General features: G+C 60.9%; 14 protein-coding genes and 1 tRNA gene. 7 read left to right on the top strand and 8 right to left on the bottom strand.

Annotation, left to right across the window (positions count from 1 at the left end; genetic code table 11):
* Positions 1 to 753 precede the first annotated feature (753 nt).
* The 3 genes from AC0L3I_RS20075 to AC0L3I_RS20065 all read left to right on the top strand — a co-directional run bounded on the left by AC0L3I_RS20075 (position 754) and on the right by AC0L3I_RS20065 (position 3,103).
* Entirely contained in the window at positions 754 to 1,224 is a 471-nt protein-coding gene (locus AC0L3I_RS20075) for a hypothetical protein (RefSeq protein WP_473527989.1), read from the top strand.
* Between the two features lie 193 nt (positions 1,225 to 1,417).
* Complete coding sequence (locus tag AC0L3I_RS20070) at positions 1,418 to 2,620, top strand: ImmA/IrrE family metallo-endopeptidase (protein WP_473527988.1); 1,203 nt, start codon at positions 1,418 to 1,420, stop codon at positions 2,618 to 2,620.
* 6 nt (positions 2,621 to 2,626) lie between these two features.
* On the top strand, positions 2,627 to 3,103 hold the full coding sequence (locus AC0L3I_RS20065) for a DUF4411 family protein (protein ID WP_473527987.1): 477 nt from the start codon (positions 2,627 to 2,629) through the stop codon (positions 3,101 to 3,103).
* A gap of 328 nt (positions 3,104 to 3,431) precedes the next feature.
* On the opposite strand, the gene AC0L3I_RS20060 is transcribed toward AC0L3I_RS20065, so the two are convergent.
* From AC0L3I_RS20060 to AC0L3I_RS20040, 5 genes are all read right to left on the bottom strand, one after another.
* Positions 3,432 to 3,791, bottom strand: coding sequence for a hypothetical protein (locus tag AC0L3I_RS20060; protein WP_473527986.1), 360 nt, complete (start codon positions 3,789 to 3,791; stop codon positions 3,432 to 3,434).
* A gap of 5 nt (positions 3,792 to 3,796) precedes the next feature.
* On the bottom strand, positions 3,797 to 4,087 hold the full coding sequence (locus AC0L3I_RS20055) for a hypothetical protein (protein ID WP_473527985.1): 291 nt from the start codon (positions 4,085 to 4,087) through the stop codon (positions 3,797 to 3,799).
* Positions 4,088 to 4,100: 13 nt separating this feature from the next.
* Positions 4,101 to 4,529: a thermonuclease family protein gene (locus AC0L3I_RS20050; RefSeq protein ID WP_473527984.1), complete on the bottom strand. Its 429-nt coding sequence runs from the start codon at positions 4,527 to 4,529 to the stop codon at positions 4,101 to 4,103.
* 109 nt (positions 4,530 to 4,638) lie between these two features.
* A tRNA-Val gene (locus tag AC0L3I_RS20045) sits at positions 4,639 to 4,713 on the bottom strand.
* 126 nt (positions 4,714 to 4,839) lie between these two features.
* Positions 4,840 to 5,523 (bottom strand): phosphoglycolate phosphatase, encoded by a 684-nt coding sequence (locus AC0L3I_RS20040; protein WP_123151353.1) that lies wholly within the window; start codon positions 5,521 to 5,523, stop codon positions 4,840 to 4,842.
* Positions 5,524 to 5,670: 147 nt separating this feature from the next.
* Here AC0L3I_RS20040 and rpiA point away from each other — a divergent pair, with 147 nt between their 5' ends.
* From rpiA to gor, 3 genes are all read left to right on the top strand, one after another.
* Positions 5,671 to 6,399, top strand: coding sequence for a ribose-5-phosphate isomerase RpiA (gene rpiA / locus AC0L3I_RS20035; protein ID WP_123151354.1), 729 nt, complete (start codon positions 5,671 to 5,673; stop codon positions 6,397 to 6,399).
* On the top strand, positions 6,386 to 6,961 hold the full coding sequence (locus tag AC0L3I_RS20030; RefSeq protein WP_123151356.1) for a DUF2059 domain-containing protein: 576 nt from the start codon (positions 6,386 to 6,388) through the stop codon (positions 6,959 to 6,961). The genes rpiA and AC0L3I_RS20030 overlap by 14 nt, the downstream gene beginning before the upstream one ends.
* A 152-nt stretch (positions 6,962 to 7,113) precedes the next feature.
* Positions 7,114 to 8,502: a glutathione-disulfide reductase gene (gor, locus tag AC0L3I_RS20025; protein WP_473527983.1), complete on the top strand. Its 1,389-nt coding sequence runs from the start codon at positions 7,114 to 7,116 to the stop codon at positions 8,500 to 8,502.
* A 157-nt stretch (positions 8,503 to 8,659) separates the two neighbouring features.
* Here gor and AC0L3I_RS20020 read toward each other — a convergent pair whose 3' ends face one another.
* The 3 genes from AC0L3I_RS20020 to AC0L3I_RS20010 form a co-directional block, all read right to left on the bottom strand.
* Entirely contained in the window at positions 8,660 to 10,546 is a 1,887-nt protein-coding gene (locus tag AC0L3I_RS20020) for an ABC transporter ATP-binding protein/permease (RefSeq protein ID WP_165848813.1), read from the bottom strand.
* 501 nt (positions 10,547 to 11,047) lie between these two features.
* Positions 11,048 to 11,728 (bottom strand): DsbA family oxidoreductase, encoded by a 681-nt coding sequence (locus AC0L3I_RS20015; protein ID WP_473527982.1) that lies wholly within the window; start codon positions 11,726 to 11,728, stop codon positions 11,048 to 11,050.
* 23 nt (positions 11,729 to 11,751) lie between these two features.
* Positions 11,752 to 13,572 carry an extracellular solute-binding protein gene (locus tag AC0L3I_RS20010; RefSeq protein WP_473487353.1) on the bottom strand — a complete coding sequence of 607 codons (1,821 nt, stop codon included), beginning with the start codon at positions 13,570 to 13,572 and terminating at the stop codon, positions 11,752 to 11,754.
* A 231-nt stretch (positions 13,573 to 13,803) separates the two neighbouring features.
* On the opposite strand from AC0L3I_RS20010, the gene AC0L3I_RS20005 reads away from it, so the two are divergent.
* Complete coding sequence (locus AC0L3I_RS20005; RefSeq protein ID WP_473487352.1) at positions 13,804 to 14,433, top strand: invasion associated locus B family protein; 630 nt, start codon at positions 13,804 to 13,806, stop codon at positions 14,431 to 14,433.
* Positions 14,434 to 14,472: the final 39 nt, after the last annotated feature.

The raw sequence follows: 14,472 nt of genomic DNA, 5'->3' as shown, positions 1-14,472 counted from the left end.
TCGGCAGGGTCCCTTGTGTATCCGCGCCCGGGGGGGGGGGGGTGGGGGGGGCCCACATTGAGGCGCTGCTAGTGGTGAAAGTCTGACACTTGGTACCGGTGGACGGCAAGAGCCGACCCCTTGCAGACATCCCAGCAGACAGCAGTTATATTCCACGAAATTCTAGCGCCAAGCAGTTCGCATCATGCCAGTGATATCAGACACCCCAATCCTAAGCGCCACGGTGGCTAGCAGTATCGCTTTTGTTTTTCTCGCCTCGGCCACTTTCTACTGCATGCGCGAACTCTTGTCTGCGTGGAGAGCGGGCTCTATTCAGTCAAAAACTGGACTCGTTCTCCGAAGCTCAGATGTTGTGACTTTCCGACGCCTAGTTGGCGTGACCGCATTTGCAGTTGCTTTGTGTACACTTAGTCTTTTTGCTGTCACTGCCGGACTTATGCGGCATATGTTCGGTATCAGCGTAAGCGGGGGAGCGGCACTCGCCGTCTTGACACTCGTTTTTCTGGTGGCCTTGGCTGCCAAGTTCAGCCGATAAGGAGCGTCGGCTGAACCGCATTGACTGCAATCGGCGGACCGCTTGCCGCCCTGAGCGGGATTACGGCCCCGGAACCAAGCGTCAGATTTCGACCACTAGCGTAGGCGGCAGGCCTCCGCGACTGGCGGCGACAGCGCTGATCCAGCTGGGTCAGGTATCGACCGACGCACGATCCTCCTATAAGACCTTAACGCCGTGAGCGGAGCCGGGGGAGCGCTGTGGAGAAGCATCTGATCGCAGCGTTTGCCGCAACGGCGATGGGTAGCTCGGCGATGTCTGCCGAGGCGGCAGAGTGGAACCCAACCTATTTGGGTTGCGTATTCACGGTGTCAGCGTTTTCCGCTACGGACGACATTTACCCGGACCATCGCAATGAAGAGCAACTCAAAGTTGGCCCAACAAAATTTGAATTGGCGTTCGCTGCTATCGACCTTTCGGCGCAGCGTGCGCAGCTGATCGGAAATCAGGGATCGGCGCAGGTCACTGCCCAGCGAGGTGGCTTTGAGAGCGTTGTGTTCCTGGAGTGGACGCCGGTGGGCAACGTGAACGCGACGACGGTGTTTGCGCCAGGGAAGGACGGCGTTATTCGGGCGGTCACGTCGCGCCATATCGCAGAGATGGAAGCGGGCGGCTACATGGCCTCGCAGATGCTGGGGAAGTGCAAGGATCACCTCGGCAAGGCTCCGTGACTATCGGCGAGAGGGAGGCCGCTGGTGTTAGTCATTGGCCGTCGGGCAGGTACCTTGCAGAAATGTTGGCAATGTCCTTAACCAACATGCGCTCAAAATGAATTGATGATGGCAAAGGCAGTCAAGGTTCCGACCACTCCTCCCGTGCTCCAACGGGCGCGGCGGCCGGCGTGCGTCTTCACTGAGGTGCGCCGTGCGTAGCGTCCCGGCCCTGGTCAAGCCCGACTTGCTGGTGTGGACCCGCAAACGCGCCAAGGTGAAGGTCGAGGATGCCGCCAAAGCGGCCAATGTCTCGGTTGAACGCCTGGAGGCTTGGGAGGCGAATAGCGAAAACGAGCGCCCGAGCGTGGCGCAGCTGCGCGCGCTCGCAGCTAGGTATCAGTTCCCTCTCGCCGTCTTCTACCTTCCGGAACCTCCCACGGATTTTGCGCCTTTGCGCGACTTCCGGCGGCTCCCTGACGCCGAAGACCAGCCTATCGGGCCAAACCTCGCCTTTCACATCCGGGCCGCTTACGAGCGCCGTGAGCTTGCGCTTGAACTGTTCGAAGACCTTCGGAGCCGCCCGAAACCCTTCTCGCTCAAGGTCTCGCTTACTGATAATCCGGAGAAGGTAGGTGAGGCGATCCGTGACTTTCTGGCCGTGGACGACACAAGCCAAAAGCGCGCCGCTGGCCGCGCCTTCGACTTCTGGCGACGGCGGATGGAGGAACGCGACGTCCTTGTGTTCGTGATCAGCGGTCCGCATCGCGCGGTCGAGCTGTCGCAAATGCGTGGCTTCGCCATAGCCCGCCCCGAGCTTCCGGTCGTCGTTGTGAATGGGCGCGACTACAGCCAGGGCGGCAAGGCCTTCACCCTGCTCCACGAGATGACCCACATAGCGCTCGGCGAGAGCGCGATCTCGAACGATACCGGCGAGGAGCTTGCAGCTACGAGTGAAGAGCGACGGATTGAACGCTTCTGCGACGCCGTAGCGGCGGCCGCGCTGATGCCGAAGGGTCTCGTCACCTCGATGATAGAGGCCTTTCCCGCCGGCGTTCGCGATTGGAGCGATGCGGAGTTGCGCCGCATCGCCAGCGCCTTGGGTGTCAGCCGCGAGGCCCTGCTGATCCGGTTCGTCAGCCTCAATCGGGCAACCTGGGATTTCTATAAGGCGCAGCGGGAACGCTTCCTCGAAGAATACCGGCAAGCCGCCGAAGAGAAGGCGAAGGACAAGAAGTCGACGCCCATCAAGCGCCCGATCATGTTGATGAGTTGGAACGGGCGTGCGTTCACGCGGCTGGTCCTGCGCAGCTACTACGATCAGCGGATCACCCTGAACGATGTGTCGAGCTATCTCGGCGCGAAGGTGAAGCACATCCCGGCGCTTGAACGCGCAGCCTTCCAGTCGGCCGAGTAAGGGCAGATGGCGACAATCTACTGCGTCGACACAAGCTCGCTTATCGCTGCCTGGCAAGAGCGCTATCCAATCGAAAACTTCCCACCGTTCTGGACCAAGGTCGAGGCGCTGATTGAAGCTGGCCGCCTCGTGGCTCCCGTCGATGTCCTACACGAAATCTCGAAGCGCTCTGACGAGTTGCATGGCTGGCTAAAGGCACGGGGCAAGGCGTTCCGCGAGTTGGAAGAGGATGTCCAAATCGCCGCTGCCGAAGTGCTTAGGAAGTTTCCGCGCCTCGTCGGCGAACGGAAACTCCGCACCTCGGCCGACCCGTTCGTGATCGCCCTTGCTCATGTTGAGAAGCTGCAGATCGTGACGGACGAAAAGCCGACTGGCTCAGCCGCGCGTCCGAACATTCCGGACGTGTGCTCAGCTCTCGGTCTTGCAACGTTCGGCTTGCTGGATCTGATCAAGGCCGAGAAATGGGTAATCGGACATGCCTAACCCTCCGCTGGCCGAGCCGGCGCCAAAACATTCGGGAGGGCGACCACCTGAAAGTTGGTCGACAAGCCGCTGCGTCCTGGCATTCGGGCGTGCCGAGGTCTTTCTCGTCCGCAACCCCGGTGCAGCCGGCCAGAAGCCCGCGCCCCGCGCTGGTGGCGATGAACCCTGCCGGCTGTCTGAAAGGCGTGGCCGCCTGCGGGCTACTACTTTGGCCCGCCGCGATTAGCTGACGCTCTCTCATGTCATATTCGCGGTGTCAGAACGCGTCGAGCGCCCAAGCGTCCCAACAAACGCGATCTCGACAACGCTCGCGGGACCGAGCGGCTCATTACCAGTGGCGGACGGTATTCAGTAGCAGCAATACGAAAATGGCCCAGACGCCTGCTTCAATATTGTTTAGGCGTCTCCGAATTCCAACCAAATTAAAGTTCGTAATCAAGGGCGCTTGTAGGTGCTCATTTTCTGCGAGCATTCTGCTGAAATAATCCGGGTCATCAAATCTTGAAATAAGCTCTTCGGCCCGTTTGTCGTGGCTATCCTGCATGTCCGCAAAAATCATCTTCAATTCTCCTTCAATCAGCCAGGCATTATGTACCCGCGCGAAGCCGCCAAGCATCGTTCCTGAACGGCGCTTTCCGCTGCCATCAGTCTCTAAACTTTTTGGACTGATCTCTTTAAGACTTTTCAAGCGTCTCATGATGCGGAGGAGGCCCGACGATGCAAGGGACTGAAGTCGACCGTCAGCGTCGGCAGACCCGACGAGCAATAGGACAGCGGACGCGTCGCCCTGCAGGTGTGGACGCCAGTCGGCATCTCGCCGTGCTGGGCAAGCCAGTTCAAGGCGTAGTCGGTGACGACGTGCATCAGGACCGCGCGGCGCTGGCCGCCATGAGCATGATAGCCCGGCCCCATCTTGGCCATCGCCCACTGGCGGGCGAAGGCGTGGATGCGCCGCCGCTGGCTGGAAAATCGCTTCTTGAACATCAGGTTCCTTTCGTCATTGCCGGCACCAGATCGCCAGCCGAGCGGCTTTCGCCTTTGGGCCGGGGCTCCAGACCAGCGCAAGGCGCTCGGCGAGCAGGACCGCGCCGACATCACGCCCGGCAACCGTGACATGGGCCAGCGTGCGGTGAAAGCGGTCGGTGCGATAGCGACCGTCGACCACGTAGGCGACCTGGCCGGCGTCGAGCAGTTGCCGGAGCCGCTGCTTCGCTTCAAGGCCGAGGGTCAGTTCGTTTTCGCAGCGCGGCCGGTCCGTCTCGGGCGTGTCGATGTCGAGCAGGTGAATGGTGACGCCATCGATGCGCACGGTGTCGCCGTCGATGATGATCACCGCACCCCGCGCCGCAATCGGCTCGGCGGCCAGCGCTGGGCTGGCAAGCGCCATCGAGGCAGCGAGGGCGAGGGCGGCTTTCCGCTGCGTCATTTTGGCCTGCCGTTTTTGGCCGTGTAGCTTCGGTGTAGTAACGAAAAAATTCGGCTCTGGGCTGGTCTTGCTGCTCTCGCCCTATCTATTTGATTTTCTTGAGAGATTTTGGTGGGCGATGCAGGGATTGAACCTGCGACCCCACCCGTGTGAAGGGTGTGCTCTCCCGCTGAGCTAATCGCCCGCTCGTTGCCCGAAGGCCAAGCGCGCCGCGATATAAGGGAGGCCGGCCGGGGAAGTCAAGGCGATGTCCGGGCGTTCCGACGAAGACCGAATGCAACTCCGCCGGGAGCGACCCGGTCGCCGTCGTTCAGTGCCCCGCAGCGGCAATCAGGCGTTCGGCCAGACCAAGCGTCAGCGCATCGAAATGCGAGATCACCGCCGACGGTTCGAATTCGCGCACATGGCGGTCGGTGTAGCCGAAATCGACCGCCACCACGGGAATGCCCGCGGCTTTCGCCGTATCGATGTCGGTCTGCGAATCACCCACCATCAGCGCGCGGTGCGGATCGCCGCCGGCCAGCACGATGGTTTCGGTCAGATGGCGCGGGTCGGGCTTGCGGAACGAAAACGTGTCCTGACCGCAAATCGCCGCGAAATGCTTCGCCAGGCCGAGCGCCTCGATCAGCGCCACCGAGTTGGCTTCGTACTTGTTCGTGCAGACGGCCAGGAGATAGCCGGCTGCTTCGAATCGGGCGATCGTCTCGACGACGCCGGGGTAGGGGCGCGATTTGCCCGGGATGTTGTCGGTGTAGTGATCAAGGAACAGCTTTAGCAATCGGTCGTGTTCCTCCACTGCCAGCGATCTTTGCTGCGCGGCATGCGCGCGCTCGATCATCACCCGCCCGCCATGGCCGACGAAACGCTTGAAGCCGGCCTCGTCGACGGCTACCAGTTCGCTGGCGGCAAGGCTGTGGTTGAGGCTGTCGAGCAGGTCTGGCGCTGTATCGATCAGCGTCCCGTCGAGGTCGAACACGATGATCGGTCGGGTCATGGCCTGTCCTGTGACGATTGCGCTGCCGGCAGGCGATAGCCGCTTCAGCCCATCCAGGCAAGCAGTGCTTGGTCAATCCACAGGGCAAAGTCTTTGACCGGACGGGCAAAGATGCTAGGAGCGCCGATACAAATTTTGGGGCGCGACATGGATGCGAGACAATTGAAGGTCGAAGCCGCACGGGCAGCGCTCGCCCATGTGAGCGACGGCATGCGGCTCGGCATCGGCACCGGCTCGACGGCCGAAGAGTTCGTTCGGCTGCTCGCCGAAAAGGTCGCCACCGGCCTCACCATTATCGGCGTGCCGACCTCGGAGCGCACCGCCATCCTTTGCGGCGAGCTTGGCGTGCCGCTGTCGACGCTGGAAAAAACGCCCGAACTCGACCTTACCATCGATGGCGCCGACGAGATCGATCCGGCGCTGACATTGATCAAGGGCGGCGGCGGTGCGCTGCTACGCGAAAAGATCGTAGCGGCGGCTTCCGCTCGGATGATCGTCATTGCCGACCGTTCGAAGATGGTCGAGACGCTCGGCCGTTTTCCACTGCCCATCGAGGTCAACCCGTTCGGCCTGCGTGCCACGGAAATCGCGGTCGCCGCGGCGGCCGAAAGGCTCGGCCTTTCCGGTCCCGTCACATTGAGGATGACGGGGGGGCAGCCTTTTGTTACAGACGGCGGCCACTTTATCCTCGATGCATCTTTTGGCCGCATTCCGGATACAAGAGCGCTTTCGAATGCTCTCCATGCCATTCCGGGCGTGGTCGAGCATGGTCTTTTCATCGGGCTGGCATCAGCGGCCATCATAGCCGGCGACGGCATCCAAACCGTCCATGCCGCCCGAAAACCAGGGAGTTCTATCGATCATGACGTTGCATAACCGGGTTCGCCGTTTTTCTGCCATTCTGGCAGCTTCAGCCGTCTTTGCGTTTTCATCGCCGGCGTTCTCGCAGGACGTCACCGACGGGCATCTGAAGGCGGCCCGCGCCGCCGTCGCGGCGATCCACGCGACGGACCCGTTCGACAACATCCTGCCGCAAGCCGCCGCCGCGCTTCAGCAGCAGCTTATCCAAAAGAACCCGGATATGCAGGAACTGATCGGCAGGACCATCAGCGAAAAGGCGCTGGCGCTGGCCTCGCGTCGCGCCGATCTGGAGAAGGAAGCAGCCATGGCCTACGCCAAGGTATTTTCCGAAAAAGAGCTTACCGAAATCGCCGCTTTCTACAATTCCGATTCCGGCAAGAAGCTGCTCGACAGCGGCCCGGCCGTGACACGTGACCTGCTCAAGGCGGCCGACATCTGGCAGAACGGCGTCGCTCGCGATCTCGCCCAGCAGGTCGGCGAAACGCTGGCCGCGGCAGCGAAGGCCGCCGCGCCGGCCGCACCGGCGAACGCCGCGGCTCCTGCGGCTGGTACGGAGCCGGAAGCACCGAAGAACTGAGCATATTTCCCGGCGGCGTTATCGCTGCTGGACCGGAAAGCCCGGCGTCCGTTGCGCGTCCGACAGCATGCGCAGCGTGGTGGTCCGGGCTTTTCTTTCGGTGGTTTGCAGCCTACCTGTCTCAAACATTTTGAAGGGCAAGGAGCCGCACCATGGCCGGTTACGACTACGATCTTTTCGTCATCGGCGGCGGCTCCGGCGGGGTGAGGGCGGCGCGCATGGCGGCGGCACTCGGCAAGCGCGTCGGCATTGCCGAGGAATACCGTTTTGGCGGCACCTGCGTCATTCGCGGCTGCGTGCCGAAGAAGCTCTATGTCTATGCCTCGCAATTTCCCGAACATTTTGCCGACGCCGCAGGTTATGGCTGGACCGTGCCGCAGGCGAGCTTCGACTGGCAGACATTGGTTGCCAACAAGGATCGCGAGATCAGCCGGCTGGAAGCCATCTACAGGAAGAATGTCCAAGGTGCCGGCGGCGAGACGTTTCAGTCGCGCGCCATGCTGGTCGATCCGCATGTGGTGCATCTTCTCGGCGACGACCGCACCGTCACCGCCGACCAGATTCTCATCGCCACCGGCGGCCGCCCAGCGCCGCACCCGGCTCTGCCCGGCCACGAGCACTGCATCTTTTCCAACGAGGCCTTCGACCTCAAGGAATTACCGAACGCGATCATGATCGAGGGCGGCGGCTATATTGCCGTCGAATTCGCCAACATCTTTCACGGCCTCGGCGTCGACACAACGCTGGTCTATCGCGGCAAGGAGATTCTCTCGCGCTTCGATATGGATCTCAGGCGCATGCTGCACGAGACGATGGAAAAGAAGGGGATAAAAATCCTCTGCCATGCCGTATCCGAATGGATCAGGAAGCGCCCGGACGGTCGCCTCGATGCTGTCGTCACCGGCGGCAAGATACTGACGGTCGATCAGGTCATGCTCGCCATCGGGCGTCTTCCCAATACCGAAAACATGGGTCTTGAGGGCGTCGGCATCGAGATGACCAAGACCGGCGCTATCAATGTCGACCAATATTCGCGCACCAACATCGACAACATCTGGGCGATCGGCGACGTCACCAACCGCGTGCAATTGACGCCGGTGGCGATCCACGAGGCGATGTGTTTCGTCGAGACCGCCTTCAAGGGCAACCCGACCGCGCCCGACCATGATACAATCGCCACCGCGGTCTTTTCGCAGCCCGAGATCGGCACGGTCGGCCTGTCGGAAGACGAGGCGATAAAACTTTTTTCCGATATTGAGATCTACCGCGCCACCTTCCGGCCGATGCGGCACACGCTGTCGGGCCGCGACGAAAAAATGCTGATGAAGCTGGTGGTCGACGGCGCCTCGAAAAAAGTGCTCGGCGCCCATATCCTTGGGCCGGATGCCGGCGAGATGGCGCAGCTTCTCGGCATTCCGCTGAAGGCGGGGCTGACCAAGGATGATTTCGATCGCACGATGGCCGTGCATCCGACCGCAGCGGAAGAACTCGTCACCATGTACAAGCCGACCTACCGGGTGAAGGACGGCGAGCGCGTCTGACGTTTTGCTTTCGCCCGGACGGAACAGCCGCCGATGTCCTCAAGCTCCTCGAAACACTGCCAACCTGGGGGCGAGCCGGTGATCCGCCCCGACACTGCCGGCTGCAGCGGGCAGGGCAGGATCACCAGCGACACTGGGCAGCGATGTTGTGTCGCCGCTATTTCTGCCTGATGCGGCGAGGGAAGCGCAGCCATCTTTCCTCGACCGGCCTTGGGTGCTCGAGGATGGTGGTGAGCTCGACCGGCAGGCTCGGCGCCAGCGGCTTTTTGGTCGCGACGCCATCCGCGATGGCAACGATGCTGTGGTAGAATTCGGCGCCTGAAAGCGACCTTGGCGGCACGGCCTCGTGCATGATCGAGATCACCGTGACGTCTGGACAATTGTCCTTGATTGCCTGATGGAAGGCGATCTTCCCTTCGGGGTCGAGCGCGCCGGTCGCTTCGTCGAGAAACAGCAGCCCAGGCTGCTGCAGCACGATACGAGCGACAACCAGCTTCTGTTTCTGGCCGCCCGAAAGCACCTGGTCCCAGTTCATGCCCTCGCGGCTTTCATCGGCCATGTGTTCGATGAAATCGCCAAGGCCCGCTCTGTGCAAAGCCGATGCAACCTGCGTGTCGGTGTAATCGCGCTCTGAGCCGGGCAGGCAGACCAGTTGCTTCAGCGAGACCTGCTGCAGCTTGACCTCCTGGGCGGCATAGAAACTTTCGACCCCTTCCGGGAAGACTATGGTACCGCGGCCATAGGGCCACAAGCCGTTGATTGCCTTGATCAGCGATGTCTTGCCGCAACCCGATTCGCCCTTCAGGAACGTCCACTCACCGCGTCGGAAACGCAAATTCGCAGCGCTCAGGAAGGGCGTGGCGTCCTCGCCCTGATGGGTCAGCTCGAGCTTCTGGATGGTCAAGCCGAAAACCGGGTTCTGGCGATCATAGCGGAAATCGGAGCAGCCGGTGAGACTGTAGAATTCCTGCGGGTGCTGGACGTTTTCGATCGCGTTGGCGAGTTCGGTCACGCGTTGGCTGTTGGCCCGCAGAGCCGCAATGGAAGGCATGACATGGATGAACCACGAACACTGACTGATCAGCGAGTTGACCATCTCGGAGCCGGTTATGTAGCCCTTGAGATCGAAACGGTTGTGGATGTAGGGCACGAGGCCCGGCCCGTAGGCGACAATGCGGGCGCCGATGAAATTGTAGACCAGCTCGAACGAACGGTAGCTGGTGTTGACGATGTTCAGCCGCGCCCAAGTGCGGTCGATGTCGACATAAAGCCGGTCGTGCATCGTCTTTTGCACGTTCTCGCCCTGTGATGCGGCGACGTGGAAACTGCGACGCAGGAACGTCGTCAACTCGCCGCGATAACTGCCTTCGGACTGCTGCATCCGGATGTTGAGCCGCTCCAGCAGTCTGCCGAGCTTCACCGCGATCCAGGTGTTCAGCGGCACGTATATGGCGACCGCCAGGAAAGCCAGGACCGCGCTGCCATAGCTGCCGAGGAACTCCAGCCCTTTCACCTCCGCCGAGGTTTCAAGCAGTTTCCGGCCGACGAAATAAAGCGATGTGGCGACAGCCATGACCCCCATGGCGAGGCCGATGGCTCCGCCGGTCATGTCCTTGATCGATTCCTGGACGCGCTGGTCGATGTTGTCGGGAGCAGCAGTGCCGGAGGAACCATGCTGGGCATGGAAGTGCGTGTGATTGGTGTCGAGAAGCGCTTCGTTGAAACGGCTGTCCAGCCAACCGCGCCATTTGCGATGCAGCGTTGCGGAAACAAAGGTGCGGATGCCGGTAAAGCCCGCGTCCTTGAGCACGACCAGAAGGATGAGCATGCCGGCATTGGTGAGCAGCGATGCGAGCGGCGTGGTGTTCGCGGCATCGTGGTAAAAGGCGATCGAGTTGACCAGTTCCCCGGATGCTTCGGCGAACCAGACGCCGGCTTTGCTGGAGAGCGCGGTAAACAGCGCGATGACCAGCGTCAGCGTCCAGGCCTCCACCCAGCGGTCCGAGAACCAGTAGGCCCGCATCAGCCCCCAGAAGCTGCGCATCGAGGAAACCGGTGTCAGGAGCGGCGGCCTTGCGGCACCGCGGAGCCATTTTTCCGATATTGAATGTCGCTCTGGTCTACCGACCCGAATCACAATCCCGCCCAAACCTCTTTTAGTTTTGTTACAGACAGTAACACCAATTGATCATTTTCCATTATCTTTTCTCGGTCTGTGGAGGATTGAACCCCTAGCCGTTGCCATTAAGCAACAGCGGCAACGCCATGCGATGTCGTTCTCGAAGCAGATTATCTCTATAATTTCAATGAGTTGGTGGTTCATGCGGGCGGGCGCCAGCACCTTCCCCTAGGGAAAGCTTTTTGCACAGTTTTGTTATGGGAAGAGCGTGGTCGATCGGCCGATTTTTATGTTGCGGAAGACGAATCGACGCAAAGACGCGCCGTCATCCTTGTTGCCATATCGACCTGGCGGCAGCCGGAAAGTGACCGGAGGGCGTTGGCTGCTGTGGCAATGTCGCCAAACGCGCCTATGGAATGGCGTCTATCAGTTCGCTTTCTCCAACTCGCCCCGCGCCTTTGCCGCCGCGACCTGGCGAATGGCGTCGGTGAGCGTGTCAACGTCTTGCGCGCCCATCACCGCATACTTGCCCTCAAGCAGGAAGCACGGCACGCCCGTGATACCCATGCGCGAAGCAGTGGCGATTTCGGTGCGCACCGCCTCGACATCGGCGTCCGTCGGCAAAAGCGTCTCGACCACGGACGCATCCATACCGGCCTCGCGGGCGGCGTTGATCAGTACGACATGGTCGCCCAGATTGGCGCCTTCCTCGAAATTCAACTGGAACAGACGCCGCACGAGCCGGTTCTGCATGACCTCGCCGGCGGCGCCAGCCCAGCGGATGACGCGGTGAGCGTCCAGCGTGTTGGGCGCGACCTTGATGGCGGCGAAGGCGAAGTTGATCCCCTCGGCTTCGCCCAGTGGCTCGATGCGGGCGTGGATCTCGCGGACGCGTTCGTCGCTGCCGAACTTGGCCACCATGTATTCGCGGCGATCCTTGCCTTCGGGCGGGATGGTCGGGTCGAGCTGGAACGGCCGCCAGCGTATGTGCACGTCGACATCGCTTGCCGCGGCGATCGCCTTGTCGAGTCGCTTCTGGCCGATGAAGCACCACGGACAGACGACGTCGGAGACCACATCGACGGTAATCGACTTCTCGTCGCTCATCTTGATCTCCTGTTCCGAAGAGGTCACTTCGGCTTGCGCCACCATGTCGGCAGTCGATAGCCGGATATGGGGGTCTTTTGCGGATGTTCCAGATAGCTCCAGTAGGCGAGCCATTGCTGCGTGTTGTGCTGCATCGGAACCATGTAGTGGCCGGAGATCAACAACCTGTCGAGGACCCGGACGGCGGCAACATAATCTTCGCGGCTGCGGGCGTCGAGCATCGCCTCTAGTGCGGCATCTATCGCCGGATCGGCGACGCCGGCAAGGTTGAATGACCCTTCGGCATTGGCGGCAGCTGATCCCCAGCGCCCGAGCTGCTCGATGCCCGGCGACAGCGAGTTCTCGAAGCCGCTGGTGCCGATCAGCACATCGAAATCGAAACGTTGCTTGCGCGACTGGATTTGGTCGCCGTCAAGGCTGCGGATGGTGACAGCGATGCCGATCTTCGCCAGCGTGCGCTGGTAGATGGCGGCAAGGCGCTCCTCGTTCTGAGAGGCGGTCAGGATCTCGAAGCCGAAGGGTTTCCCCTCGGGATCGAGCATCACTCCATCCTGCAAGGTATAGGCCGCGCCCTTCAATATGTCGAAGGCAGCTTTCAGCACCTTGCGGTCCTGGCCCGAGCCGTCGGTGACGGGTGGCTGCCAGGTGCCGTCCATGACATCGGCTGGCACACGACCCGGGTAGGGTGCCAGAAGCGCCTTTTCCCTGTCGTCGGCCGGATGGCCGAGCGCGGAAAGCTCGGAATTCTGCCAATAGCTCATGGTGCGCATGTACTTGCCGCCAAACAAGTTCTTGTTGGCCCATTCGAAGTCGTAGAGCATGCCGAGCGCGCGTCGAACGACCGGATTGGAAAACTTCTGCAGCCGTGTGTTGAACAGGAACCCCGTCACCACTGGCGGGATGCCGGTGTCGAACGTTTCGGCGATCACGTCGCCCTTGTGGAAGGCCGGGAAGTCGAGATCGCGCTCGCGCTTGACCGGATCGCTGTCGTCATCGATGGCGCAGATGCCTTTCTTGAAAGCTTCCAGCTTGGCGTTGGCATTGAGGAAATATTCTATGGTGATCTGGTCGTAATTGTCGAAACCGCGCTTGGCGGGGATGTCCTTGCCCCAATAATTTGGGTTGCGCTTGAACACGATGCGCTGGCCAGGCGCCACGTGCGCCACGGTGTACGGGCCGCTGCCGATCACAGGTTTCAGCGTGGTCCTGTCGAAGGTCTCCTTGTCGAAAGCGTGCTTCGGTACGATTGGCGTCATCGCGATAACCAACGGAGTCTCGCGGTTGGCCTTGTCATTGAATGTAAAGCGCACGCTGTGGTCGCCGATTTTTTCGAGTCTGGCGACCATGCTCATACGGGCGCTGTAGGGTGGCCGGCCTTTCTCGGTAAAGACGTCGTAAGTGAACAGCACGTCTTCCGCAGTCATCGGTTGGCCATCAGACCACTTGGCCCTCGGATCGAGGTGGAATTCGATGCTTTTGCGCTCTGGATCCATATCGGCAGTGTCGGCAAGCAGGCCATAAAGACTGAAGGCTTCATCGTCATTGCGCTGCATCAACGGCTCGAAGACGAGATTGCCGAAGATCCTATCGATCATGCCGCGTGCCGTCGTGCGCAGGCTTTTCAGGATGAATGGGTTGAGATTGTCGAAGCTGCCGACGACGCAATAGGTGATGCTGCCGCCCTTCGGCGCATCGGGATTGACGTAGTTGAAGTGCGTATAGTCGGCCGGCAGCGCCGGCTCGCCTTGCATGGCGATCGCGTGTTTCGGCTCCGATACAGCTGGCTGAAGCGAAAGTGTGATAAAAGAGATCGCGGCGATCAGCCAAACAAGAACGCGGCCCATGACCGTCTCCTTACTGGGTCGGCTTGATGATTCGGAGCGCACCCTAGCATGAGCCGGCCGCCTCCCGGTCAATCGCGCGTTCAAGAATTGCGAGTATCGGGCTGGATTCGGCACCGCTAGCGGTGTAACACGCCGTCCGAGTCATTCTGTTGCCTCATTTCGGCAACAGGTAGCTGGACCACACGGCGCGAAGAAGCCGGTCTTGGGATCATTTGAGAGGAAGTTCACGATATGACGAGCCTGAACAGCAACGCGTACCGCCTGTCGGTCCTGGCCGCCGGCGTGGTCGGCTTTCTGGGCGCACAACTTCCAGCAGCTCTTGCGCAGCAGCAACAGCAGATTCCGCAGGGTTGGTTCAAAGCCTGCACCAAGCAGGAAGACGTCGACATCTGCAATGTCCAGAACATCACCACTGCCGGTAACGGCCAGCTCGTCACCGGCGTCAGCCTGATCGAATTGAAGGGCAAGATAAACCGCAAGGTGTTCCAGGTGACGGTTCCGACCGGTCGCCTGGTTCCTCCCGGCATTGGCCTTCAAATCGATACCGGGAAGGCGCAGAAGCTCGATTATGTGATCTGCTTCCCCGACCGCTGCGTGGCGGAAGTGCCACTGACCGACCAGCTCGTCGCCTCCTTCAAGAAGGGTTCGAACCTGACGCTGACCTCGGTCAATTTCCAGAACCAGCCGAACCCGATCAAGATCGCGCTGACCGGCTTCAGCGGCGCCTTCGACGGGCCGCCGCTGCAGCAGTCGGACATCGAGGATCGGCAGAAGAAGCTTCAGGATTTCGTTGCCAAGAACAACCAGGACTTCGCCAAGAAGCTCAAGGAAGAGCAGGACAAGGCGAAGAGCGCCAACTGATCGCCCTTCAGGGGGCAATTTCTCAAGCCAAGAGAAAAG

This window comes from Mesorhizobium sp. WSM4840, assembly GCF_055811755.1.
This window is presented reverse-complemented; position numbering and strand designations above follow the sequence as displayed.